The 25477-nt window shown below is 47.0% G+C and carries 29 protein-coding genes and 1 pseudogene; 1 reads left to right on the top strand and 29 read right to left on the bottom strand.

Annotated elements, in window-relative coordinates; all coding sequences use genetic code 11:
• Positions 1–2: 2 nt before the first annotated feature.
• Complete coding sequence (locus tag ACXADP_RS08525) at positions 3–1352, bottom strand: aspartate kinase (RefSeq protein WP_474971244.1); 1350 nt, start codon at positions 1350–1352, stop codon at positions 3–5.
• 205 nt (positions 1353–1557) lie between these two features.
• On the opposite strand from ACXADP_RS08525, the gene ACXADP_RS08520 reads away from it, so the two are divergent.
• Positions 1558–1830, top strand: a complete 273-nt coding sequence (locus ACXADP_RS08520; RefSeq protein ID WP_474968951.1) for a hypothetical protein — start codon at positions 1558–1560, stop codon at positions 1828–1830.
• A 40-nt stretch (positions 1831–1870) separates the two neighbouring features.
• Here the strand turns inward: ACXADP_RS08520 and spo0A are convergent, their stop codons facing one another.
• From spo0A to ACXADP_RS08380, 28 genes and pseudogenes are all read right to left on the bottom strand, one after another.
• Positions 1871–2650, bottom strand: coding sequence for a sporulation transcription factor Spo0A (gene spo0A, locus ACXADP_RS08515; RefSeq protein WP_027955451.1), 780 nt, complete (start codon positions 2648–2650; stop codon positions 1871–1873).
• A gap of 222 nt (positions 2651–2872) precedes the next feature.
• Positions 2873–4105, bottom strand: coding sequence for a SpoIVB peptidase (gene spoIVB / locus ACXADP_RS08510; protein ID WP_474971243.1), 1233 nt, complete (start codon positions 4103–4105; stop codon positions 2873–2875).
• 220 nt (positions 4106–4325) lie between these two features.
• On the bottom strand, positions 4326–6056 hold the full coding sequence (gene recN / locus ACXADP_RS08505) for a DNA repair protein RecN (protein WP_474968953.1): 1731 nt from the start codon (positions 6054–6056) through the stop codon (positions 4326–4328).
• Between the two features lie 17 nt (positions 6057–6073).
• Positions 6074–6523: a transcriptional regulator AhrC/ArgR gene (gene ahrC, locus ACXADP_RS08500; protein WP_027955448.1), complete on the bottom strand. Its 450-nt coding sequence runs from the start codon at positions 6521–6523 to the stop codon at positions 6074–6076.
• Between the two features lie 63 nt (positions 6524–6586).
• Complete coding sequence (locus ACXADP_RS08495) at positions 6587–7405, bottom strand: TlyA family RNA methyltransferase (RefSeq protein WP_474968954.1); 819 nt, start codon at positions 7403–7405, stop codon at positions 6587–6589.
• A gap of 5 nt (positions 7406–7410) precedes the next feature.
• On the bottom strand, positions 7411–9303 hold the full coding sequence (dxs, locus tag ACXADP_RS08490) for a 1-deoxy-D-xylulose-5-phosphate synthase (RefSeq protein WP_474971242.1): 1893 nt from the start codon (positions 9301–9303) through the stop codon (positions 7411–7413).
• 18 nt (positions 9304–9321) lie between these two features.
• On the bottom strand, positions 9322–9921 hold the full coding sequence (locus ACXADP_RS08485) for a hypothetical protein (protein ID WP_474968956.1): 600 nt from the start codon (positions 9919–9921) through the stop codon (positions 9322–9324).
• A 709-nt stretch (positions 9922–10630) separates the two neighbouring features.
• Positions 10631–11503 (bottom strand): polyprenyl synthetase family protein, encoded by an 873-nt coding sequence (locus ACXADP_RS08480; RefSeq protein ID WP_474970415.1) that lies wholly within the window; start codon positions 11501–11503, stop codon positions 10631–10633.
• Positions 11504–11512: 9 nt separating this feature from the next.
• Positions 11513–11749, bottom strand: a complete 237-nt coding sequence (locus ACXADP_RS08475; RefSeq protein ID WP_027955442.1) for an exodeoxyribonuclease VII small subunit — start codon at positions 11747–11749, stop codon at positions 11513–11515.
• On the bottom strand, positions 11736–13091 hold the full coding sequence (xseA, locus tag ACXADP_RS08470) for an exodeoxyribonuclease VII large subunit (RefSeq protein ID WP_474971241.1): 1356 nt from the start codon (positions 13089–13091) through the stop codon (positions 11736–11738). Before xseA ends, ACXADP_RS08475 begins: the two co-directional genes overlap by 14 nt.
• 12 nt (positions 13092–13103) lie before the next feature.
• Complete coding sequence (gene folD, locus ACXADP_RS08465) at positions 13104–13955, bottom strand: bifunctional methylenetetrahydrofolate dehydrogenase/methenyltetrahydrofolate cyclohydrolase FolD (protein WP_474968958.1); 852 nt, start codon at positions 13953–13955, stop codon at positions 13104–13106.
• A 22-nt stretch (positions 13956–13977) separates the two neighbouring features.
• On the bottom strand, positions 13978–14355 hold the full coding sequence (gene nusB / locus ACXADP_RS08460; RefSeq protein WP_027955439.1) for a transcription antitermination factor NusB: 378 nt from the start codon (positions 14353–14355) through the stop codon (positions 13978–13980).
• A 137-nt stretch (positions 14356–14492) separates the two neighbouring features.
• The gene (locus ACXADP_RS08455; RefSeq protein WP_474968959.1) at positions 14493–14900 is read right to left on the bottom strand and encodes an Asp23/Gls24 family envelope stress response protein; all 408 of its coding nucleotides are present in this window, start codon (positions 14898–14900) and stop codon (positions 14493–14495) included.
• Positions 14901–14915: 15 nt separating this feature from the next.
• Positions 14916–16274, bottom strand: coding sequence for an acetyl-CoA carboxylase biotin carboxylase subunit (gene accC, locus ACXADP_RS08450; protein ID WP_474971240.1), 1359 nt, complete (start codon positions 16272–16274; stop codon positions 14916–14918).
• A 15-nt stretch (positions 16275–16289) separates the two neighbouring features.
• A complete protein-coding gene (accB, locus tag ACXADP_RS08445; RefSeq protein ID WP_474971239.1) occupies positions 16290–16790 on the bottom strand; it encodes an acetyl-CoA carboxylase biotin carboxyl carrier protein in 501 nt (166 codons plus the stop codon).
• Positions 16791–17107: 317 nt separating this feature from the next.
• Positions 17108–17246: pseudogene (locus ACXADP_RS08440) on the bottom strand (transposase); the annotation flags it as partial.
• Between the two features lie 266 nt (positions 17247–17512).
• Positions 17513–18064 carry a SpoIIIAH-like family protein gene (locus ACXADP_RS08435; RefSeq protein ID WP_474968962.1) on the bottom strand — a complete coding sequence of 184 codons (552 nt, stop codon included), beginning with the start codon at positions 18062–18064 and terminating at the stop codon, positions 17513–17515.
• Between the two features lie 12 nt (positions 18065–18076).
• Positions 18077–18697: a stage III sporulation protein AG gene (spoIIIAG, locus tag ACXADP_RS08430; RefSeq protein WP_206935132.1), complete on the bottom strand. Its 621-nt coding sequence runs from the start codon at positions 18695–18697 to the stop codon at positions 18077–18079.
• Complete coding sequence (gene spoIIIAF / locus ACXADP_RS08425) at positions 18690–19295, bottom strand: stage III sporulation protein AF (RefSeq protein ID WP_474968963.1); 606 nt, start codon at positions 19293–19295, stop codon at positions 18690–18692. Before spoIIIAF ends, spoIIIAG begins: the two co-directional genes overlap by 8 nt.
• A gap of 11 nt (positions 19296–19306) precedes the next feature.
• On the bottom strand, positions 19307–20479 hold the full coding sequence (spoIIIAE, locus tag ACXADP_RS08420) for a stage III sporulation protein AE (RefSeq protein WP_474968964.1): 1173 nt from the start codon (positions 20477–20479) through the stop codon (positions 19307–19309).
• A gap of 15 nt (positions 20480–20494) precedes the next feature.
• Positions 20495–20887, bottom strand: coding sequence for a stage III sporulation protein AD (gene spoIIIAD / locus ACXADP_RS08415; RefSeq protein ID WP_474968965.1), 393 nt, complete (start codon positions 20885–20887; stop codon positions 20495–20497).
• A gap of 4 nt (positions 20888–20891) precedes the next feature.
• Positions 20892–21098, bottom strand: a complete 207-nt coding sequence (spoIIIAC, locus tag ACXADP_RS08410; RefSeq protein ID WP_008637060.1) for a stage III sporulation protein AC — start codon at positions 21096–21098, stop codon at positions 20892–20894.
• A 17-nt stretch (positions 21099–21115) separates the two neighbouring features.
• On the bottom strand, positions 21116–21625 hold the full coding sequence (gene spoIIIAB / locus ACXADP_RS08405) for a stage III sporulation protein SpoIIIAB (protein ID WP_474971238.1): 510 nt from the start codon (positions 21623–21625) through the stop codon (positions 21116–21118).
• Entirely contained in the window at positions 21570–22547 is a 978-nt protein-coding gene (spoIIIAA, locus tag ACXADP_RS08400) for a stage III sporulation protein AA (protein ID WP_474971237.1), read from the bottom strand. The genes spoIIIAB and spoIIIAA overlap by 56 nt, the downstream gene beginning before the upstream one ends.
• Positions 22548–22743: 196 nt before the next feature.
• Positions 22744–23301: an elongation factor P gene (efp, locus tag ACXADP_RS08395; RefSeq protein ID WP_160836097.1), complete on the bottom strand. Its 558-nt coding sequence runs from the start codon at positions 23299–23301 to the stop codon at positions 22744–22746.
• A 21-nt stretch (positions 23302–23322) separates the two neighbouring features.
• Entirely contained in the window at positions 23323–24387 is a 1065-nt protein-coding gene (locus ACXADP_RS08390; RefSeq protein WP_474968968.1) for a M24 family metallopeptidase, read from the bottom strand.
• Position 24388: 1 nt separating this feature from the next.
• Complete coding sequence (gene aroQ / locus ACXADP_RS08385; protein ID WP_474968969.1) at positions 24389–24844, bottom strand: type II 3-dehydroquinate dehydratase; 456 nt, start codon at positions 24842–24844, stop codon at positions 24389–24391.
• A 45-nt stretch (positions 24845–24889) separates the two neighbouring features.
• Positions 24890–25405 carry a YqhR family membrane protein gene (locus ACXADP_RS08380; protein WP_051254697.1) on the bottom strand — a complete coding sequence of 172 codons (516 nt, stop codon included), beginning with the start codon at positions 25403–25405 and terminating at the stop codon, positions 24890–24892.
• Positions 25406–25477 lie beyond the last annotated feature (72 nt).

The following is a 25477-nucleotide window of genomic DNA, read 5'->3' as shown; positions in this document are numbered from 1 at the left end:
TATTATTCGAAAAACGTGCGGTATAACGACTGAACTGCATCAGCCAGTCCTTCTGTCTTCACTCCAAACATCATGGAAACCTCAGAAGATCCCTGGTTAATCATCTCGATGTTCACATCAGCTTCCCTGAAGGCACAGGCTGCCTGGCTGGCAATTCCGATGGTCTGGTTCATCCCTTCTCCCACGATCATAATCATCGCCATATCCCGTTCGATGATAACCGTGTCCACTTTCAATTCTTCCTTAATTCTGCCGACGACCACTTCCTCTTTCTCCGGCGGAAGCTGGTGATCCCTTAGTACAACAGACATGTCATCGATTCCAGAAGGGGCATGTTCAAAGGAAACTCCTTCATCTTCCAGAATCTGCAGAAGTTTCCGCCCAAAACCAAGCTCTCTGTTCATCAAGTATTTACTGACATACAAGTTAAGAAAGCCTTTGTCACTGGCAATTCCCACTACATGGGATTCACGCTCAGGCAGATCTGCTGTAATCATCGTCCCAGGTGCGGAAGGGTTGTTTGTGTTTTTAATGCAGACGGGAATTTTAGCTTTAAAAGCTGGAATAAGCGCCTCATCATGAAAAACCGAAAAGCCGGCGTACGATAATTCACGCATTTCCCTGTAGGTCAGAGAAGTCAGTTCCTTCGGGCGGTCCACATACATCGGATTCACACAATAGACCGAATCCACATCGGTGAAGTTCTCGTAAAGTTCCGCCTGCAGCCCTGCTGCCACAATCGAACCGGTAATATCCGACCCACCTCTGGAGAAGGTTACAAGGGTCCCTTCAGGTGTGTAACCGAAAAATCCGGGGATGACGAGGATTTCCCTGCGCTCCCTTAAACGGTAGAGCTGGTCGAAACTTTCTTCTAACACAAGAGCTCCACCGGGTTCATCACGGACCAGAATGCCCGCTTCCTTCGGATTTACATAAGAGGAGTCATAACCTTCCTGCCTTAAATAAGCGCTCAAGATTAACGCGGTCCCGTCTTCACCACAGGATTTCAAGGAGTCTATGGCTTTGGCTTCTTTTTTCTGCACCTGCTCCATTGAGAACTCCAACCGCTTCCTCACTTCTTCCAATACATTCATCGGAAGGTTCAACTCATCGACCATCGATTGAAAACGGTCAACGATCATTTTATATACCTCATGGTCAACCTGATCGTGTTGGATTGATTCCCCCAGCTTGATGAGCAGATCGGTCACTTTCTGATCGCCGCTGTATCGTTTCCCAGGAGCGGAAACGACGACAACACGCCGGTTATCTTCAGACGTTACGATATCCTTCACTTTTTGGAGCTGTCCTGCATCGGCAACGGAGCTGCCGCCAAATTTTACGACTTTCATATGTACAACACCTCATTAGAGTACCAAAGTAATTAATAATTAAGAATTGTAACACAAATGAGGCGGAAAGTTGAACAGATTTATCAAAAAAATTTAAAAAACTTTTTTTCTTATATTTCTACAAGTTTTTTACAATTTCCTTATAAATTTGTTACATATTTGTTTATTATCCTATATTATGGATACTAGGAGGAAGGGTGATCAGATGGTTTTGATGAATGACGGGTTCGGCGGAACACGATATTATCCAGAAAACAGCGAGATGTCTGTCCTTTGCAGCTATTTTGATCAAGGACACAGATATGTCATTATTCAATATTTGGACCTTCCTTTCAGTTACCGGTTGATTAACCTCGACGGCCTTGCCTTTGTCGATAAGGAAGCCCATGATTTCTTGAAGGACGAGCTCTTTTCCATTGACGAAGGGGTTTATGATAACGCAGAGCTTGCAGGACAAATTAAACAGCTAATGACATAAAAAAGCACGTATGTTGTCACATACGTGCTTTTTCAATGGATCAGCTTGCTCGATGCTCCAGGCGGAGACGATCAGCCACCATCGCGATGAATTCGCTGTTCGTGGGTTTTGCTTTTGTATTGGAAATCGTATAGCCGAACAAGGAGGAAATAGCATCGATATTGCCCCGGTTCCAGGCTACTTCAATGGCGTGGCGGATGGCCCGTTCGACACGAGATGCTGTTGTGTTATATTTAGTGGCGATATCCGGATAAAGAACTTTTGTAATGGATCCAAGCAGTTCCAAATCTTTATAGACCATTGTAATGGCTTCACGAAGGTATTGATACCCTTTAATGTGGGCCGGCACCCCGACTTCATGAATGATATGGGTGATGCTTGTATCGAGATCCGGTTTTTTCGATCTTGCTGAGGAATAACTGCTGCCGAGGGCACGATTGATGGGATCGCCGGCATGTTTGATCTGGCGGACCTGCTCTCCAAGGTGATCAAGGTCGAATGGCTTCATCATAAAATAAGCCGCTCCAAGTTCGACAGCTTTTTTCGTCACTTCTTCCTGGCCGAACGCGGTTAACATAATGACCTCAGGATGCTTGTCCATATCCCTCAGCTTGTTCAACACAGCAAGGCCGTCGAGGTGCGGCATAATGATATCCAAAATCAGCACGTCCGGTTTCTTCTCTTCGACCATTTGCAGACAGTCTTTTCCATTGTAGGAAGTACCGACCACTTCTATATCGTGAGTGTCTTCAAAATACTCTTCAAGAAGCTTTACCAGCTCTCTATTATCATCAGCCAAACACACTTGAATCTTTTCCATTCCTTTTTCCTCCTTAAGAGAATAATCCTCTTTATTTCCGTAATACACGTATTCGACAGGCATATAAGACTTTCCTTTTTTATTATAACAAAAAATATAAAGAATTAGAGAATATCTGGCAAATGCTTAAAAATACTCGGTTTTTCGTATGTATTCGACATATGCCCGGCCATCGGTGTCGAAATTTGTCGACGAAAAGGAAAAGGAGCCCTTTATGAGCTCCTAGCCTGCTTTCTTTTCCTCTTCTTCTTCATGAAGGTTAATACCTGCTTCCTGAAGCATCCATTCAATATGGACGCCATATCCGCTTGTCGGATCGTTGACAAACACATGAGTCACGGCACCGATGATTTTTCCATTCTGGATGATCGGGCTGCCACTCATCCCCTGAACAATCCCTCCCGTTTTATCCAGAAGCTCAGGGTCTGTGATTTTGACAATCATTCCTTTTGTTACCGCAGATTTCTTCGGCATATTGCTGACAATTTCCACATCAAAGGTCTGCATTTTCTCCCCGTCAAGGACCGTCATAATTTGAGCCGGGCCTTCTTCCACCTGTTCTGCGAAACCGATAGGAAGTCCCTCCGGATATTCCTCATTCGTCATATCATCATCTAATGTTCCAAAGATACCGAACGGCGTGTTTTTTGTAATGATTCCGAGGCGGTCGTTCCTCAAGGAAAACCTGGCTTTTTTCTCTCCCGGAACGCCCTGTGCTCCTTTTTCAATGGAGGTGACCTGCGATTTGACAATGGTGCCTTCATGAATTTCAATCGGCTTCTTCGTATCCATATCCGAGATGACATGACCGAGAGCGCCATACTTTTTCGTTTCAGGATCATAAAAAGTCATTGTCCCTATCCCAGCTGCAGAATCACGAATATACAGACCAATCTGATATTCCTTTTCCCGCGGGTTGTAGGCCGGTGTCAGGCTTGTCGTCGTTATTTCCTTTCCCCGTTTAATTTTCAGTTTCAGGGGTTCTTCCTTTTCCCCGGTTTTCTTTACGATGGAGGATAATTTCTCCATACTGTTAATTTCCTCTCCATTGCCTTCAAGCAGGATGTCGCCGATGAGAATTTCCGCCTTTTCTCCTGGAGAAGTCCGTTGTTCGCCTTTTCCGTTTACAAGGTGGTGCCCTACGACAAGCACACCTTTCGTATGAAGCTCTACACCTACCGACTGACCGCCGGGGATCAACCGGATATCCTTGAACGGCTCCAGGCTGGTTTTTTTAACCGGTACACCTGCAAACTCATAAAACACTTCGTGATCATTTGTGGACGAAAACGCCGTCCACGCTTCCTGGTCAACAGAAGGTTGATCAGGGCTGGCGCCGACTTTTACTTCTGTCGGGATGGATAGATAGTGCTGGACAGGGGCATAAAAGGGCAAAATAAGCATAAACAGCAGGAGAACAGAACCACATATATAGTTAAAGGCTTGATTTTTCACGGGTTCACTCTCCTTGTACTCCAGTACCAACTAAATGGCTTACTTATAATGTGGTCTTCCTTAATCCTTTTTAAACGAGCATAATCTGAGTAATTATAGTACCGTTTGCCTTGCTTTGAAACATTCTCCAACGTATAGGTAAACGTTGTATAAAGAGGTGTGTCGGTGGAAAAGATAAAACAAACAAAAGCGCATGGACTCGTCCATGCGCTTAGGTTCATCATAATGATTTACTTTTATGTTTATCTGCCATCGTAAGCAGTTCCCGTGCATGCTCAACGGTTGTAGCGGTTAATTCTGCTCCGGTAATCATGCGGGAGATTTCGTCAGCTTTTTCATCCATTGTAAGTTCCTTGGCTGCTGTCGATGTCCGCTCATCCTCCACACGCTTTTCAATCCGGACATGGGTATCCGCCATAGCTGCTACCTGGGGAAGGTGGGAAATACAGAGCACCTGCGATCCCTCAGAGATCCCGTAAATCTTCTCAGCAATCGCCTGGGCCACCCTTCCGCTGACACCTGTATCCACTTCATCAAAAATCACGCTCGTAATGCCCTGATGCCGCGAGAAAATCCGCTTCAACGCAAGCATAATCCGGGACATCTCACCCCCGGATGCTACTTTATGTAGTTCTTTCAGCGGCTCTCCGGGATTGGTCGTGATCAGGAATTTCACTAAATCAATACCGTTTGGCAGCAGCTGGACAGGAGTACCATCCAGTTCCGGATCTCCTTGTTTCCCCGGTTTCGTCTGCAGGTCCACAGCAAAGGCTGCTTTCTCCAGATAAAGGTCTCTCAATTCTACATGAATGAATTCAGCCAGCTGATCTGCAGCTTTCACGCGGATTTCACGCATCCCCTGCGCCTCAAGAAGAGCATCCTCGGACAAATCGGCGATTTCACTCTCCATCTTACTCAAATGGGAATCTTTATTGCGGATTTCATCTATTTCCTCTTCAATCCGTGAAGCATACTGAAGCATATCATCCACCGTAGCTCCGTACTTCTTCTTGAGACGGTTGAGTTCGTTCAGCCGGGATTCGATCTGGTTGAGTCTCTCAGGGTCGAATTCAAGCTCTGCCATATGGTTACTCAGCTTAAACGTCATTTCTTCCATCAGGTAATACGTGTTCGTCATTTCTTCCGACAGTTGTGCAAGGTTTTCATCCACATCGGATGTACTTTCCAAAGAAGTCATTGCATGACTCAGCCAGTCCATTCCGCGCTGTTCCCCGTACAAAGAATAATAGGCATCATGAATGCCTTGGTACACCTTCTCAAAATTCATGAGTTTCTTCCGCTCTTCGGAAAGCTCTTCATCTTCAAGCGGCTGCATTTCAGCTCCTTGAAGCTCGCGCAGCTGAAATTCAAGCAGATCCAGACGCTGAGCCATTTCCTGCTCATTCTCACTCAATTCTTTATAGCGCTTCTTCATCGTTCTGTACTTGTCATAAACGCTCTCATACTCGTCCAGGACCGAACGAAGCTCTTCACCGGCAAATACATCCAAAAGCTCGACGTGCCGGTCAGGATCCATAAGCGACTGCGTCTCATGCTGGCTGTGAATGTCGATCAAGGAATGTCCGAACTCCCTCATGATTCCGAGTGTCACCAGTTTTCCATTCACCCGGCAGATGCTTTTCCCCTGATGGGTAATGGTCCGTTCAAGAACAACCATGCCGTCCTCATCAATATCGACACCATAGTCCTGTCCGACCTTATGGATCGGATGCTCAGGCTGCACGGTAAACAACCCTTCAATTTCAGCTTTTTTTGTTCCATGACGAACAAATTCAACGGATCCCCGACCACCGGAAAGAAGCTGGATCGCATCAATAATGATGGATTTACCAGCACCTGTTTCACCGGTCAGTACAGTCAACCCTTCTTTGAACGTGATTGAGATCTCATCAATGATTGCAAAATCACGAATAGACAACTCTGTTAGCATGAAACCATCCACCTCAGTTATAGCATATTTAGCAACTGCTCACTAATTGACTCCGTATGATCTTCACTGCGGCAGATAATTAAGCAGGTATCATCTCCGCAGATGGTCCCCATAATTTCATCCCATTCCAGATTATCCACGAGAGCACCTACAGCATTGGCGTTCCCCGGCAGAGTTTTCAAAATAATAAAATGTCCGGCCCGATCTATACTGACAAAGGCATCCATCATGAGCCGTTTCAGCTTTTCAAACGGATTGAAGCGCTGATCTGCAGGGAGACTGTATTTGTACCGGCCATCCATCATCGGCACCTTTACAAGATGTAGTTCTTTGATATCGCGGGATACGGTTGCCTGGGTGACATTGTATCCCATACCCTTCAATCGATCGACCAGCTCATCCTGGGTTTCAATATCGTCGTTTGTGATCAGTTCCCTGATTTTGATGTGACGTTGTCCTTTGTTCATGACCATCCTCCGTTTCAAGTCCTTCCATAAGAAAAGGGCCTGTGCTAAGCCCTTTTACATTCATTATGCGTTTCTGCTGTGCGCCTCATGCGCTTCTTTGACTACAGCATCGATATCCACCTGTTCTCCACTGCTGCTGCCTTCATCAAGCCGCAGATGGACGAGGAATTCTATATTCCCATCCCCGCCGGTAATCGGAGAAAAAGTGAGTCCATAAACAGAATATCCGTGATCAGAAGCAAAATCAAGAATTGTTTTTACGACCTCTTTGTGAATCGAAGGGTCTCTCACAATTCCTTTTTTCCCTACCTGTTCTCTACCTGCTTCGAACTGTGGTTTTATTAGTGCTGCCACATCTCCCTGCTGCTCCAGAATCTCAGCAAGAACCGGCAGAATGATACGAAGGGATATGAAGGAGACATCGATGGAAGCAAACTGCGGCTGACCGTGTGTAAGGTCCTCTTTCGTCACATATCGGAAATTGGTCCGTTCCATAACAACCACCTGGTCATGATTGCGGAGACGCCAGTCAAGCTGATTATATCCGACATCCACGGCATAGCTGAGTCTGGCTCCGTTCTGAAGCGCACAGTCCGTAAAACCGCCTGTGGAGGAACCGATATCAATCATAATCTTGTCCTTAACGGAAAGATCAAAGTGCTTCAATGCTTTTTCAAGCTTCAATCCGCCGCGGCTGACATACGGAATGGGACGGCCTTTAACAATCAACTCCAGATCCTCGTCCACCTTCAAGCCGGGTTTATCAAGGCGGACCTGTTCATGAAAAACAAGTCCGGCCATGATGGTTCGTTTCGCTTTTTCACGCGTTTCTATATAGCCTTTTTCTACAAGTAATACATCTAAACGTACTTTTCTGCCCATATCTTTTATGCCCTCTGTTGTTTTGTAGGTATCAATTCTTTTAGGTTTTTAACCATGTTTTCCGGGGTCAATCCGATTTCTTCCCAGAGCTTTGGTACACTGCCGTGCTCAATGAACCGGTCTGGAACGCCCATCCGGCGCACCCATTGGGAGGTGTAATTGTTTTCCTCAGCGAATTCAAGCACTGCTGAACCGAATCCTCCCTGAAGAACCGCTTCCTCTATTGTCAGAATCGGCAGCCCCTGCTTCATCATATCATGCAGCATGGACTCGTCCATCGGTTTGATGTAACGGGCATTCACCACCCGCACAGACCGTCCTTCTTTCTCCAGACGGCCCGCCGCATCAAGAGCTGCATCAATGGTCGTCCCAAACGTAAGGATGACAGCCTCTGTCCCCTCTTTCAGGATTTCCCAGCTGCCGACGGGGATGGACCTCATATGTTTATCCGTGTCGATTCCTTTAGCGTTCCCCCGCGGATAACGGATTGCAAAAGGCCCCTCTTCATATTCTGCAGCTGTATGAACGAGATGCTGGGCTTCATCCTCATCTTTCGGCATGCTGATGATCATATTCGGAACAGACCTCAGGAATGCAATATCAAACACACCCTGGTGGGTCTCTCCGTCAGCTCCGACGAGTCCTGCGCGGTCAATACCGAAAATCACATTCAATTTCTGACGAGCCACATCATGGACCACCTGATCATAACCGCGCTGCAGGAACGTGGAATAAATGGCCAGAAACGGCTTCATCCCCTGGGTCGCAAGACCAGCGGACATCGTGGTAGCATGCTGTTCGGCAATGCCTACATCAAATAAACGGTCCGGGAATTCCTCGCCGAATTTTTCCAGTTTGGACCCGAGAATCATGGCAGGAGTTACAGCCACTATGCGGTCATCTTCCCGTGCCTTTTTAATCAGCGCATCACTGATAACCGAGCTCCACGCAGGAGGAGCATCGACCGGTTTGATTTTCTCTCCTGATTCGATTTTATAAGGACCTACACCGTGCCACTTGTCCTTCACATCGGTTTCGGCGGGATGATACCCTTTCCCTTTCTTGGTCATTACATGAACGATGACCGGTCCGTCTGTTTTTCTCGCATAGTTCAGGTTTTCCATCAAGTCTTCAAAGTCATGACCATCCACCGGTCCGTAATACGTAAACCCGAGCTCTTCAAAGAACATGCCCGGAACAACAAAGTACTTCATGCTGTCCTTCAAGCGCTCTGCTGCCTGCGCGAGTTTTCCTCCAACGGCGGGAATCTTCTTCAGCAGCCATTCGAGATCATCCTTGGCACGATTGTACTTCCCTGCACTTCTCATCCGGCCGAGCGCCCCGTGCAGGGCTCCTACGTTTTTAGCGATCGACATTTCATTATCATTCAAGATAACGGTTACATTCTTTTTCTCATGCCCGATATGGTTCAGCGCCTCCAGCGCCATACCGCCTGTCAGGGCTCCATCACCAATGATGGGAAGGATGGAATGGTCCTGTTTTTTCAAGTCGCGTGCAATAGCCATCCCCATGGCCGCGGACAGCGAAGTTGAACTGTGGCCGGTTTCCCATACATCATGCTCACTTTCATCACGTTTCGGGAAGCCGCACAAGCCCTTATACTGCCGCAGTGTGTCGAACTGCCCTCCACGGCCGGTCAGAATCTTATGGATATATGACTGGTGCCCGACATCCCATATAAGACGGTCAACGGGACTGTTATATACTTTATGAAGAGCCAGAGTCAGCTCCACTACTCCCAGGTTCGCCCCGAGGTGGCCGCCTGTTGTGGCCAGGTTTTCAATTAAAAACTGTCTCACTTCTGCTGCAAATTCTTCCAATTGCTTCGTATTCATATCCTTCAATAACGAAGGGTCGTTGATTCTGCTCAGATCCATTGAAGGACCCCCTTGTAATTATCTTGATTTTTTAGTGGACGACATGACATTTGATAATATTCTTACATTTAATTTGTTTTCTAACCATGCAATCACCCTGGCAGCAAAAAAGATAATCTGCGTGGATTTATTGATGGCGAAGAATTTACCAATGGCTTTTCCTCCCACCGTCAGTGCTGCCACGATACTGGTAAGGGCTACGTTAATACCGATTTGGACGGCAGACCCTTCTGTATACCCGAAACTCGAAGCAAGCTGAAGTACGACGACAGTGGAGGCCGTACCACTAACTATACCAGATATATCCCCTATAACGTCGTTACAGAAACTTGCGAATCGATCCGCATTTCTGACAATCGCAATAGCTTCCTTGGAGCCCGGGACTTTCTCGGAAGCCATCGCATGGAAGGGCTTCTCTTCAGCAGCTGTAGCTGCTATACCAAGCATATCAAAGACTACACCGGTAAACACGATGATAAATACAATGATCAGTCCAATGACCCACATGACTCCACTTAAAACGGAAGAAGAGATAACTGAAAAAATAGCCGCTAACACAAATGTGATAACGGCAATACTCAAACTGAAATTTACGGCTTTTTTTAATTTATTATCCATTCTTACCCTCTATATCTATATATAATCATAATTTAATTATGTAACAGAAAGGAATGGTCACAAAACGGGTAAAAATTGCGGCTTAGGTCTAGTAGGTTTTCCCAATCAAGTACCGAGTGTCACCACTCTGGCGGTTCCCCTTTAAACTCGACTCAGCCTCGTTTCCGATAACTGGACTAGATTGCCACTCAGTCCGCACTATAATTCCCGTTTTATGTCCATAGAACAGTCTAGGGGATTTCCCCGACAGCCTTTGACCGTTCCTTAGCCTCTTTTGCAGTTGTGATTTCATACAGCTTACGTCCCAGGACCACAGTGGCCATCTGTAGTCACAGGGTCTCATGGACTGTAATCCCCTCAAAAACCACTCAAGGCAGGCTACGCTGCGCATATAGATGTTACTCCATATGCTGCAGGTTCATACCCCATTTCATAACGGTATCTGGCTCAGAGCCCGTTACAAGAATGGGCCTCCGCGGAAGCAGGGTCAACGCCCACATGCCTTTGTGGATCGCCCTGCGACCTTAACTCCCAGCATCGACCCAAGGCTGGGCGCCTCAAGCCAACACAAGGAACTTCATCGATGTGCCCTTTGGCGGATTTTTAGGCCCGCCTTCAGGAACGGAGGACCGACTAGAATACTGCACCATTCCTTTTGTAAAAATAATATATCATATTTCAGCACACACCTCAATCGAAATCCTTCCGATTAATGATCACGCGTACTTAAATAGTGAATAAGTTGTGACAGAACCGTACCTTCCACACCTGCTTCCGTCAAAGCGGACTCAGCTGTTTTGACGTAATGATCCTTCTGCTCTTTTGCACCGTCCAGACCGAGAAGACCCGGATAGGTACTTTTATCATTCACCACATCACTGCCTACAGGTTTACCGATCACTTCTGCATCGCCGGTCACATCCAGAATGTCGTCCTGGATCTGGAAAATAAGGCCGAGCGCTTCCGCCATTCCGCTCATCTGCTGCATGGATTGCTCTGAGGCCTTTCCAAGCTTTGCACCTGCACGGATCGCATATTTCAACAGCTCGCCGGTTTTGTTTTTATGAATGGCTTCCAGAGACTCGAGAGATATCTCTTTTCCTTCACTCAGCATATCCTGCATCTGACCTTCGACCATACCTCTTGGACCGGCAGCTTTAGTCAGCTCCTGAATAAGAAATAATTTTTCTTCCTGTGCAAGAGACGGGTCTTCTGCAATCAGCTGGGTACTCATGGTGAGCAGGGCATCTCCGGCAAGAATAGCTGTCGCTTCATCGAATTTTTTATGATTGGTAGGCAGCCCGCGCCTGGTATCATCATCATCCATAGCTGGAAGGTCGTCATGTATCAAGGAGTACGTATGCACCATTTCAAGAGCGGCGGCAGCGGTCAACCCTTTGCCCGCTGGAGCTCCAAAGGCTTCCGCCGTGGCCAGAAGAAGAATAGGACGCAGCCTTTTCCCACCAGCCTCAATAGAATAAAGAATCGAATCCTGAAGTCTGCCAGGGACGGTATAATCTCTTACATACATGGTCAACTGGTCGTTAATGAACGTTTGTTTATCTGTTAAATAAGCTTTCAAGTCCACAGGCTATTCTTCCTCCTGTACGGTGAAAGGTTCAAAATTCCCATGTTCATTCATTATCTGCTGCATCTGCTCTTCCACTGTTCCGAGCTTTTCACTGCATACCTTTGAAAGCTTCATCCCCTCTTGATAGTATTGAATAGCTTTCTCAAGGGGGACTTCGCCGGTTTCCAGCTTTTCGACAATTTCCTCAAGCTGATTCATGGCTTCTTCAAAACTGATTTCCTGTTTATTTTCCTCCATGTTCATCCTCCTTCACCGATGTAACCTGACATTGAATGAGACCGTCCTGGACTTGAAGGGAAAGACTGCTTCCCTCCGACACCTGACCAGCCTTTTTAATGACCTGATTTCCCTCATCAAAAGGAATGGCATAGCCGCGTTTCATAATTTCAAGCGGATTCAGCAGGGTCAGCTTATCCAGCGTGGAATGGAAACGGTCTTTTTTCCGGGAGACAATGGTATCCAAAGCTTTTTGGAGCTGTTTCGTATCCCTTTGAAGAGACTCAGTTCCTTCTTTGATTTTTTTATCGGGCCCCTGCTGCTCCAGCCGTTTGATTAGATAACCCAGCTGTTCACGGCGGCTCGTCTGCTGCCGGTTCATCTGTTTGGTCAGACGTTCCAGCACCCGGTCCAGGTCCTGTTCTTTCTGACGCATCAGCTGTTCCGGATACTTAAACGCATAGGATTTTTTCAATCGGTTCAGCTTCTGCCTGGATTCAGTCCGCTGTCCGTCCATGGATCTTATGAGCCTCTGTCTGAACTGCTGCACCTGTTCCCTCAGTTCCGTAATGGAAGGGACGGCTACTTCTGCGGCCCCAGTAGGCGTCGGTGCTCTCCAATCAGCAGCAAAATCACTGATGGTTGTATCCGTTTCGTGACCGACGGCAGAAATAATGGGAATCGACGATGCTGCAATCGCCCGGGCGACTATTTCTTCATTGAATCCCCAAAGATCTTCAATAGATCCACCGCCGCGGCCGACGATTAAAACGTCGCAATCGAGATGCTCATTGGCGTACCGGATGGCGTTGGATACCGATTCTGCTGCGCGCTCCCCCTGGACAAGAACCGGAAGGATGGATACCGGTACAATCGGATAGCGTCGCTTAATCGTTGTCAAAATGTCCCTGACAGCCGCACCGGTAGGAGAAGTGATCACCCCGATATGCTTTGGATATGTAGGAAGCTTTTTCTTACGTTCTTCAGCAAACAGACCTTCCTTCTCCAATTTCTCCTTCAGCTGTTCAAAAGCAAAATACAAGGCACCGATTCCATCCGGCTGCATTTCCTTAATATAGAGCTGATACTGCCCCATCGGTTCGTATACGTTGATCTCACCTTTTACGAGGACATTCATCCCATTTTCAGGCATGAATTTCAGCGAGCGGTTGCTTCCGGCAAACATAACCGCCTGAATTCTTGCCTGATCATCTTTTAAGGACATATACATGTGTCCTCTGGAATGATGTTTGAAGTTGGAAATTTCTCCTCTGAGCCATACGGTCTTCAAATGAGGATCGCCGGATAGTTTCCGTTTGATATATTTGGTTAAAGCCGTTACCGTCAAATACTGGTCCTGCACGACAACGCCTCCTTACACGCGGTGAATCTGCTTCGCCGCCTTAATGGTATTGTGGAGCAGCATGGTAATGGTCATCGGCCCCACCCCTTTGGGAACAGGAGTGATATGGGAGGCCAATTCCTTAGCTGATTCAAAGTCAACATCGCCGGTCAGTTTACCATTTACACGGTTGACTCCGACATCAATGACGACAGCACCTTCCTTCACATGTTCCCCGGTTACGAGTCCCGGTCTGCCTGCCGCTACAATCAGAATATCTGCCTGTTTCGTATGAGACTTTAAATCCTTTGTCCGGGAGTGGCAGTGGGTGACCGTTGCATTTTTATTGAGAAGAAGCTGCCCTACAGGCTTACCGACGAGGTTGCTGCGCCCTACAATGACGGCATGCTTCCCTTCCACAACAATAGCTGCACGTTCAAGCATCACCATAATCCCATATGGTGTGCAGGGGAAAAAGGTATCCTGGCCTGTCAGCATTCTGCCAACGTTTTCAGGATGGAAACCATCCACATCCTTGCCAGGGTCGATCGCTTCAATTATTTTCTGATCAGAAATATGCTCCGGAACTGGAAGCTGTACCAGAATACCATGAACCGTATCATCCTGGTTCAACCGATGGATCAAATCAAGAAGCTCCTGCTCAGAGGTTTCCTCAGAAAGTTCAATAAGATCAGAATCCATACCTACTTTTTCAGAAGCCCGCTGCTTCCCTTTTACATAAGATTTTGAGGCAGGATCTTCTCCGATAATGACGACAACCAGTTTAGGGTGTACACCTTTTTCATGGAGCACCGCCACCTCCTGCTTCATCTCTTCCCGTAAATCTTCCGCTAACTGCTTTCCATAAATAACTTCCGCTGCCATCTCCGATTCCCCCAGTTCAAAGTTAGATCATCTTGGATAAAACGCCGTTGACGAACTTCCCGGAATCTTCTTCGCCGAAGATTTTAGCAAGTTCTACTGCTTCGTTGATTGCTACTTGTGTCGGGACATCTTCGTTATGTTTCATTTCATACGCGGCCATTCGAAGAACGGTCTTCTCTACTTTAGGAAGACGTGGGAACGTCCAGTTGTCCAAATGGTCGGCAATCCACTGATCCAGGTCATCCCTGTAGTCCATGACTCCGTGGACAAGATCGTGCAGGAATGGATCCACCTCTGGATCTTCTACCACGTGCTGGATGGCCTCATCCGTATCAATATCCTCTGTAATCGTTTGAAAAAGCGCCTGAAATGCTTTTTCTCGTGCTGTGCGTCGTTTCATGTTCATTCTCCTTTAAGGTAATATCCGTTAGAATCATAACATTTTAGTTGGATAAAAGCCATGATAACAGGGATATACAGCCTGGTGTTTCCTTAGTGCAAAAAGAAAAATCAGAAAGGGTCTCCCCTTTCTGATTCCTATGAATAGGCTTCCGTTTCGTTTTCTTCTTCTTTTGCTCCCTCCATTTGGATACCAACGATGTGCACATTGATTTCACTAATTTCAAGAGCTGTCATATTTTTCAATGCCTGGCGGGTATTGTCCTGGATTTTCTGGGCGGTATCAGGAATACTGATGCCATAATCCATAACGACGTAGGCGTCAATCAAAATGCCGCTTTCTGTCAACTCCACTTTGACACCCTTGCCGTGATTTTTCTTGCCCAGTCGTTCTGCAACACCGGAGGCAAAGTTCCCCCGCATTGAAGCAACTCCTGCCACTTCGGATACGGCGATGCCCGCGATGACTTCAATTACTTCAGGAGCAATCTCAATATTGCCTAATGTCGATCCATCTGTCACATTCAACAATTGCTTATCAGTCATTAATGACCACTCCTTTTAAGCTTCATCTTTCATAATCGGATATTTCTCAAGGAACTTGGTATTAAAGTCGCCATTCACAAAGACTTCATGCTCCATCATACGCTGGTGGAACGGAATCGTTGTATGGACACCCTCTACGACAAATTCATCGAGCGCACGTCTCATACGACGGACGGCTTCATCTCTGTCACGGCCGTACGTAATGAGCTTGGCCACCATAGAATCGTAATAGGGAGGGATGGTATACCCCGGGTATGCTGCAGAATCCACACGCACACCGAGACCTCCCGGCGGCAGGTACATATCAATTTTCCCTGCCGAAGGCATGAAGTTTTTATAAGGATTCTCCGCATTGATCCGGCATTCAATGGACCAGCCTTCAAACTCAATGTCTTCTTGTTTAAAGGAAAGCTTTTCATCGTTGGCAATCAGCAGCATCTCTTTAATAAGATCTACACCTGTTACCATCTCGGTCACCGGATGCTCTACTTGAATACGCGTATTCATTTCCATAAAATAGAAGGATTCCGCCTCTTTATCGAAAATGAATTCTACGGTACCGGCCCCTGAGTAATTAACAGCAAGAGCCGCTTTGACGGCAGCATCGCCCATCTTCTTCCTCATCTTTTCGGAAATTGCCGGAGATGGTGTTTCTTCGATAAGCTTCTGAAGACGGCGCTGGATCGTACAGTCCCGCTCTCCCAGGTGCACAGCGTTCCCGTGGTTATCGGCAAGTACCTGGATTTCCACGTGGCGGAAGTCCTCAATGAACTTCTCAATATAGACGCCCGGGTTGCCGAACGCCGTTTCCGCTTCCTGCTGGGTCATGCGGATTCCTGTTTTCAGATCATCTTCATTACGGGCTACACGGATTCCTTTTCCTCCACCGCCGGCTGTCGCTTTGATGATGACCGGATATCCGATGTCGTCCGCTACCTTCAAGCCTTCTTCCTCGCTGCTGATGATTCCAGCGGAACCGGGTACAACCGGAACTCCCGCTTCTCTCATCGTTTCTCTGGCCACATCTTTCGTCCCCATTTTTTGAATGGCATAGGCGGATGGGCCAATGAAGGTGATGTTGCATTCTTCACACATCTCGGCGAACTCTGCGTTTTCAGAAAGGAAACCGTATCCTGGATGGATCGCATCCGTCTGTGTCAGGATTGCCAGACTTAAAATATTGGTATAGCTCAAATAGCTGTCTTTACTTAATGTAGGTCCAACACAATAGGCTTCATCCGCCAGCTGGACGTGCAAGGCTTCTTTATCTGCTTCAGAATAAATGGCGACCGTCTCAATGTCCATTTCTTTGCAGGCACGGATGATCCGGACAGCAATTTCACCTCTGTTGGCTATTAAAACTTTTTTAATCAACGTCTCATCCCCCGCTTACTTAGACTTCACTCGGAACAACGGCTGTCCATATTCGACCAGTTCGCCGTCTTTAGCCAGAATTTCTACAACCTCACCAGAAACTTCCGCTTCAATTTCATTGAAAAGCTTCATAGCTTCAACGATACATACGACAGAGTCTTCTTTGACATCGTCGCCGACTTTCACGTAGGCATCCTGGTCCGGGGACGGAGACACATAGAAGGTTCCGACCATCGGAGACTTGACTTCAGCATCGTAATCGCTGGAGGCAGCTTCTGCTTGATGTGCTTCCTCTGCAGCCGGCTCTTGATTTACTTCCTTGCTCTGCGCAGGCTCCTGCGGCTGTGGTTTCGGCTGTGCCTGAACCGTCTGCTGCGGCTGTACAGCTTCTGTAACAACCTGCTCCTGTTGTTTTTTCATCGAAACTTTCGTCCCATTTGCTTCATAGCTGAATTCATCGATGGAAGATTGATCGATCAGCTTAATAATTTCTCTGATTTCCTGTACCTTTAACATAGCTGGCACCCCTTTTATGTATAGTTGCTTTATAACTGGTACTAATAACTCCTCTTAACATTCTATTATAAATTCCTGCTTTCCTGCAACTGAACCTCCTGAAAGAAGGTAGAAAGACAGACGTTATCCGTTAACAATTGGCAGTTCTATAGGTCTGTGGATTTCTTTCTCCACCACTATTTCCATACACACGGCTTTTTAACCATGCACAAAAAGAAGCTGCCGTTTTCAACGGCAGCTTCAGCTTGTAGAGAAACCCCGTTTTTTTGCAAGCTTTTTTTGTGCAGTTCGTGCGGGCGAAAAAGACTCTCCTTCACCTATCTCACCCTGGATAGGTGAAGGGCAATCTTTTTCATATTTTGGCAGGCCGCCGTCAGAAACGCTTGTTCGCGTACATTCTTTTTTTCCACGCAAGCGACAATAACGCAGACCATGCCGTTCTTTTGAATCTGCAAATCTGCATAGGGCACAGTCTCTCTCCTCTATATTCTAACGTCGGCACGAGGAGCGTTCGGTGGTGACGTCTGCGGGAACAGCACGGGCCGAAGACCCACTTGGGCAGGCGACCTTCCTGTCCAAGTCAGCGGAGGGCGTGCCCGCGGCATTCATCCACCGATAAGCGGAAAATGACCCTTCGCACGACAAATGGACAACTCTAACTGGTTAACACAGGCTTTTCTACAGCCAAAGAAGCTGCCGTTTTCAACGGCAGCTTCTTTTGTTCAGCCTGCAGGCTGGAATTGAACCTGTACCTGCTTATGTCCGAATTCATCGGAGACCATCTGGATTATCTGGTTCGTTTCTTCCTTGGATAACTCCTGGGCTTTTACGGTTACGTGGACGACGTCATCTTCGGCACGTACGAGGACATCATCATACTGGGCGCTTGCAAGGATGGTATTTTCGATGATGGATTCTTTTGATTGATTGGTTTTAATCGTTTCCATTTTTTCCAGTGCTTCATTTTTCTCGTCAGTCGTAAAATCACTGGACGCTACAATTTCGGAAAGCTGCTCCTGGACCTGATCCCGCTGGTTTTTCATATCGAGACGGATAGCTGAAAATAACTCATCAGTGGAAATTTGCGAAATCACTGTCCCGTCTCCTGCCGTTTCAACGTTTTCCCCTTCTGCTTCTTCACTGGTCATTTCAGCCCAGTCCTCTTCCTGAATAAAAGCCATCTCGCCGTTTTCCGGGGATGTCATGTAGTAAACACTCAACACAATCAAAAGACTCAACATTGTCAACAGCCACACCGTTTGTTTTTTTACCAAGGTAATCCCTCCTTATTGTTTAGGCAGAACTGATATTCTATGTGTCGGTACATCAAGCACCCGGGAAACAGCTTCAACCACCCATTCCTTCACCTGAATTTGATCGACTCCCTTGGCCGTTACGAAAACCCCGCTGACTTCAGGCTTGGATGTCTGGGTGAGCAGCGGAACTTCGCGGTCACCCTGTCGGACTAGAACCAGCTGCTGTTCTCTCGTATAATCTTCAATTTCTCTTTCTCCTCCATTCTTATCGGATTCTTTTGTGTTCTGTTTGCCTATGATCAAGTTTTTGTCATACTCCTTTTTGTGTGTGGATGATAGATTTATCATAATATCCACAGCACTGACACCCTGGATATTCTCAAGAAGCGGCTTGAGCTGTTTTTCATATTCCCCTTCCAGCTGTGTGATGGAATCGGTCTGTTCCGGAGATGGAGAAGTTTCCGATGCAGCCTGCTCCTGTGTACTCCCTGCCGCGGGAGGGGTACGCGGCTCTGCATCCGGCTGGAACCAGCTGCTGACAAGAATGATAAGAACCCCGATCATTCCAAGACCAATCAAATACTTGGTCTTGTTCACCTTCTTCCCTTCCTTATCGGACGATAGAGTGATCTTATTCCACCATTTATTCATCCTGATCCTCCCAGTGGATTTCTATTTGTTCAGGCTTCAAGTCCAGTTTCCCAGCCACCCAGTTCACCAGTTCTGCATCCTCTTCCGAAGAGACTGGCGGGGAGGGCTCATCCATAAAGGAGATATCGACATTCTCCACGTCCCCCATCTCCTGGCTCCGTGATAACGTCAGTGTCACCTTTTCAAGAGTTTCCACGCTGTATGGCTGTCCGGTAAAAGTCATCGCCGTATCCTGAAGCGTGACATCCTTCTCTTCTTCCAACGAAGGCTGCAGTTCAGCAGATAGAGCTTGGGTAACCTGTTCTAATCTATATGCATCTTGTCCCTGCAGTATTTCATTTTTCTTCGATTCAATAGTGTCATCCAAACCGTCGGTATCCCACTGCTCTTCCATTTTCTGATCAGCCGACTGCAACAGACGCTCAGGATCGATCTGCAGAAGCTGAAGCAGGGGGCCGAGGAAAACAAGAAGCAGTAAAATGGACATCACAAGTCTTGCATAGTTCTTCATGACCCCCGACGGCAGAAGCGCATCCGCAACCATTGCCAAAAGAAGGAATAATACGATTCTTGTAATCCACTCAATAAATAAGTCCATTACCCGCCCCCCTATCTGATCATCATTGTAATATTGCTTGCTGCGACCATAATGACTATGACAAGGAAAAACATCATGGAGACCATAAGCAGTGCGGCAAAGATATAGAAAATGTGCCGGCTGATTACATCCATCGCCTGGATGACCGGTCCATCGCCGAGGGGCTGCAGCAGGGCAGCGGCCAATTTATAGATAATCGCGATAGCAAGGACTTTGATTGACGGAAAAACAGCGATGCCGAGGAGAATGACCACTCCTGCAATCCCGAGGGTGTTTTTTAATACAAGAGAAGCCCCAAGTATGGTGTCGGTGGCATCTGTAAACAAACGTCCGACAACAGGAACAAAATTTCCGGTCACAAACCGGGCTGTTTTCATCGTGATGCCGTCCTGAACAGCCGTGACGGTTCCCTGCACGGAAATAACACCAAGAAAAACGGTAAGGAAAATCCCCATGACAGCCATTCCCGTCTTCCGTAACAGTTCTGCTAAATGGTCGACCTTGAAGTCTTCATTCAAACTCCCGACAATCAATAAAAGAGCTGATGATGTAAATAACGGGATAAGCAGATATTTAACCAGCAGACCACTGGACTGAACGAGAGCGATGATGATGGGATGGAAAAAAGAAATGGACATGAGATGACTGAAGGAAGCCATGATACCAAGAAGAAGAGGGATCAGACCGATCATGAAACTGCTCATCCGCTCCACCGCATCCAATGTATAGACAATCACCTGCCGGAAACTTTCCAATGCAAGAGTCAGCAGGACGAGATAGACGACCATGTACGCTGCTTTACTTACGACTGAATTTTGAAAGGCGGACTGCACAGACTGCAGGAGCGTGCTGAATAAGGTTAGAAATAAAAGAGAAGAGAGCAGCCGGCCGTTTAAAAGAAGTTCGTGAAAGAAAAATTCCACCATTCCGGAGTACCAGTCGGAAGACTCGAGCGCCCCTTCCTTTTGAATAAACTCCATAAAGTTGTCATGCTGGAAATTCGGCATATAATCTCCATACTGCTGCTGCAGATCCTCCCAGTTCGCTTCCATATCTTCTGTTGAAATGTATTCCGACATGGAAGGTCCTGTCGTTTCCGGAGCTTCAGGGGATGCCGCAGAAGCCGAAGGAAAAAGAAAAACCCCGATGATCCCTGCACACAGCCACTTCCATAGACGTTTCATCTGCTCCCCGCCTCCCTAACCTCCGGGTATGAATTGAAGAATGGTTTCAATGACAGCTGTAACAATTGGAATGGCAAGCATCAAAATGAATAATTTCCCAGCCAGTTCCACTTTCGATGCCAAAGCATTGAGGCCGGCATCCCGGATCAGCTGGGCACCGAATTCAGCGATATATGCAATACCGATGATTTTCAAAATCGTTTTGAAGTACATCGGTTCCACCTGGGCCTGATCAGCCATATAGGAAAGCAATGTAAATACATAAGTCAGTTGATCGAGGACGGTCAGGAAAATAACGATGACGGTGAAAAGGAGAAGCAGAAAAGCGACTGATGATTTCTGTTCCTGCAGCAGAATGATCAGCATAGTCGCAACAAGACCCAGCGAAACAACCTGGATAATATCCATAAAGCTATCCTTGGTAGAGAAAGACGGATTTGATCTGTTGGAACAAGTCAGCCAGACGGTGCAGGACGATAAACAGTACAATGATAAATCCCGTCAATGTGACAGCCTGGGCGATCTCTTCCTTTCCCATTTGTTTTAGAATACTGTGAATCATGGCGACGATAATTCCTACTCCCGCTATTTGAAAAAGGATTGTGGCATCTTGGAGCACAATGGTCCTTCCCCCTTCTATATAATTAAGATGATGACGAGAAGACCGCTTAAAACCCCCATCCCTCTGGCCATCTTCTGGTACTGATCGCCTACTTCCAATGCTTCCTGAAGCACTCTGTCTAAATGGTGGATGGTCAATTGGATCTGTTTCTGCTGCTGTTCCAGATCATGTTGTCCGAGGGTCCGGCCGAACTGAAGCAGAATTTCCATTTCTGTTTTGCCCATGGCATTCCAGGGCCAATGTTTTTTCAAAAGGGTTTCCCAGAGAACGGAAAAATCCCGGCAGCTGTCCTGCTCCTTTTGAAGCTGCTCAAAAAATCCGGCTATCGGCATAGGCAGATGTCTCGATAAGGTTTCACATACCTCCCAGAGAGAAGACTGACCATAAACCATCTCCGCTTCAATCAGTTGAAGAGCATTTTTCCACTGTCTGATATGGCCGGGCCTTTTTTTGAACCGGGATGCAATTTCAAACCCGCCCAGTGTTGTAACGGTTAAAATGATGACGGCGCCGATCCACTCCATCCATCCGACCTCCTTCCCCTTCACCAAGAACTTGTCCAAGGTGGTTATACACCTTCCATGTAAGGACCGATCCTGCACGCAGACGTTCCAGTGTAATATAACGTTCGAATACTTGGTCGTGCATCAGTTGGGAAACCGACGGTCGCCGGCTTACGGACTCCACCCCGTTACCATGCAGACTGCATATGACCTTCACACCGGTATAAACCGCTTCCTGAACAGCACGGGCATCCCTTTCCCCGCCGATTTCATCGACGATTAAAACATCCGGGGACATGGAACGGATCATCATCATCATCCCGTCCGCTTTTGGACAGGCATCCATCACATCTGTACGGGTGCCGACGTCCAGCTGCGGAACCCCCCGTAAACTGGCTGCTATTTCCGACCGCTCGTCCACAATGGCGACTTTAGACGGTGAATAGGTACTTGCTGCTGCCCCAATAACACAGGCCAGTTCACGGAGCAGTGTCGTTTTTCCGGAATGAGGGGGGCCTATGATCAGAACACTTCTCCATCCCATCTCGTCATAAAGATAAGGAAGCAGAGAGGATACCTGCCCCCTCGTGGATCGAGCGACGCGGATGTTCATAAAAGAGATATGCTTCAACGTCTCTACTTTATCTTCCTGTGTGTTTGCTTTGCCCGCCATCCCTACGCGGTGGCCGCCTTCAATAGTAATAAAACCCTCTTTCAGTTCATCCTTGAATCGATAGAGAGAAAACTGGCTGATTTGATTCAAGACGTAGGAGAGATGATCCGCGGTCATCGAGAGAGACTCTAAAACGGAATAGCCTGAACTGCTGATCATCTCTATGGGACGTTCCACCCTTAAACGGATCTCCTGGACTCTCCTCCAATCCACCTGCTCTAGTAAAACCTTCTGAAATGAAGGCGGAAACAGACGTAAAATCTCTTTCATCCTTCTCCTACTCCTTTATTTGGTTTACTTCATATGTATGTCCCACGTTTATACTTATGACAGGTCAAATCATATAAAAGTAGAAGAAATCAGCACGTACTAGAGTTCTGCTAGAGCAGGCCTCTAGTGCAATTTGGGAGGGCGGACATAAAAAAAGCGTGCTCCCGGATGGGAACACGCTTGATGATCGATTTCATTACGCACGGGAGACATATTTGCCGTCTGTTGTGCTGATGAGCAGTACTTCACCTTCATTAATGAAGAAAGGTACCTGAACCGTTAATCCTGTTTCAAGCGTCGCAGGCTTCGTACCTCCGCTCGCCGTATCACCTTTGATTCCCGGTTCTGTTTCTGTCACTTTCAATTCCACATTTTTCGGAAGCTCGACACCAATGGTCTCACCTTGATACGACTGAATCTGAACTTCCATGTTTTCCTTCAGATAATTCAGCTGTTCCTGAATAGTCGCAGAAGGAATTTCCACCTGCTCATACGTTTCCATATCCATGAATGCATGCATGTCACCATTAGCGTAAAGGTACTGCATTTTACGGTTTTCGATATGAGCACGTTCTACTTTCTCTCCACCGCGGAACGTTTTTTCCTGGATGTTTCCATTACGAAGGTTACGAAGCTTTGAACGAACAAATGCGGCTCCCTTTCCCGGCTTTACGTGTTGGAAATCCATAACCTGCCAGATTCCACCATCTACTTCAATTGTTAAACCTGTACGAAAATCGTTTACTGAAATCATACGTTGTTCCTCCTTCTTTCCTTACAAAGTAATTAGCTCTTTCGTTGATTGGCTCAGACGCTCGTTGCCGGTTTTCGTTACGATCGTGTCGTCTTCAATACGGCAGCCGCCGACATCCGGTACATAAATCCCCGGTTCCACAGTAACGACCATGCCTTCTTCTAGGATCGTCTGTTCAGAACGGAAGGAAAGTCCCGGACCTTCATGAACATCAAGACCGATGCCGTGGCCTGTGGAGTGTCCAAAATAGTCCCCATATCCTTTTTCTTTAATATAGTCACGGGTGAGAGCATCCGCTTCCTTACCGGTAATACCTGCTTTAATACCTTTCATACCTCTTAACTGCGCCTGTAAAACCGTATCATAGATATCTTTCAGCTGATCACTGATTTCCCCAACAGCGACGGTTCTCGTAATATCAGAACAATACCCCTTATAGAGAGCACCGAAATCCATCGTGACAAGCTCACCGGACTGAATTTCCTTTTCCGAGGCTGTGCCGTGCGGAAGGGCAGACCGATAACCGGACGCTACAATAATATCAAAGCTGGAGGAAACCGCTCCCTGCTTCCTCATGAAAAACTCCAGTTCATTGGAGATATCGATTTCCTTAACACCTGGTTTTATGTAGCTTAGAATGTGGTCAAAAGCGTCATCAGCAATCTTAACAGCATCCTTTAATATACTAATCTCCTCATCGGTCTTAATCAAGCGTAATTTTTCAACGAGCCCAGAGGTTGGGACAAGTTCAGCATCCATCACCTGTTTGTACTGCTCGTAGGACGAATATGTAACGTGATCTTTTTCAAAGCCGACCCGTTTCAAACCAAGTTCCCTGGCTTTGGCAGCTGCCTCTTCGTGCAGGGGACGTTTATGCTCGATAATGTCGAACCCTTCCGTCTGATCGGCGGCCTGCTTGGTATATCGGAAGTCTGTAATCAGAAAAGCATCACGGCCTGTAATGAGCAGAGCTCCTGAAGAACCTGTAAAACCGGAAAGATACCGTCTGTTTTTCGAACTCGTGATCAATAGTCCATCCAGTTCTTTTGTCGCAGCTGCTGTACGCAGTCCTGTCAATTTCATCATATTAGTGATCTCCTCTCTCATTCAGCTTATGAACCAACCCTTCTACCGCCAGTCGATATCCATCGATTCCGAATCCTACGATCTGTCCTGCCGTGACAGGAGCAAGCATCGACGTATGCCGGAAAGCTTCTCTCGCGTGGATGTTGGAAATGTGGATTTCAATGACTGGTAAGGAAACGGAACTCACTGCATCCCGCAGAGCTACACTCGTATGAGTATAGGCAGCAGGGTTCATGACGATCCCGTCCGCAGATGCTTCAGCCTGGTGGATCCAGTCCACGAGATCCCCCTCATGATTGGATTGGTAAGCCTCCACCTCGAATCCGGCTTTCTGCGCGGTCTCAGTAACGAGCCGGACCACATCCTCAAGTGTACCGGTGCCATATGTTCCGGGCTCGCGGACACCCAGACGGTTCAGGTTCGGCCCATTCAGTAAATAAATCTTCTTTTTCTCCATTCCATATCCCCACCGTTCCCCAAAGGATCATACAGTTAAATCTTATCATACTCCCTCCTTATTTGAATAAGAATCTGCCGTTTGATTAAATTCATGATACTCATAAGATATGGAATACCCTACAAACACACCGTATAAGATAAATAAACAGGCCGTTGTCACCCACGTATCACTGCTCAGTTCCATGAAACCAGGAATTGCTGGAAACACAGGGGTTAACACAAAATAGACCACACCCCACAGAAGCAGTCCAAAAATGGCGCCCGGCCAAATGCCTTTTCTTGATCTTAAAGTAAAGTAATAAACGAAAGCCGTTCCGATTGAGAGAAGCGCAACTATCAGCACCGAAAGAACTTCTGCGAGCCATGTTCCAGTCCAATCCGTCTGCCAGAAGGACCGGAATATAAAGGATGCTGCGGACACTTCCGTAAAATGAAAATAATAGGCGCCGGCACCCAGAGCACTCCATAAAAGCCCCCCGGCAAAACCTGTTGCTGCCGCTTTTGAGGCAACACTCTGCCGGGGCTCCTGCTTCCGTTGATCTTTTGTTTGTTCTGCCATCTCCATCACCTCTTTCCTCATTTTAACCAACCCGCATTTTTTCATGCCCGCTTTCATAATAGACCTAGTGAT

The sequence above is a fragment of the Halobacillus sp. AWH4_228 genome (assembly GCF_056158365.1).
The sequence above is the reverse complement of the archived record's forward strand: the minus strand, read 5'-3'. Positions and strand labels throughout refer to the sequence as shown.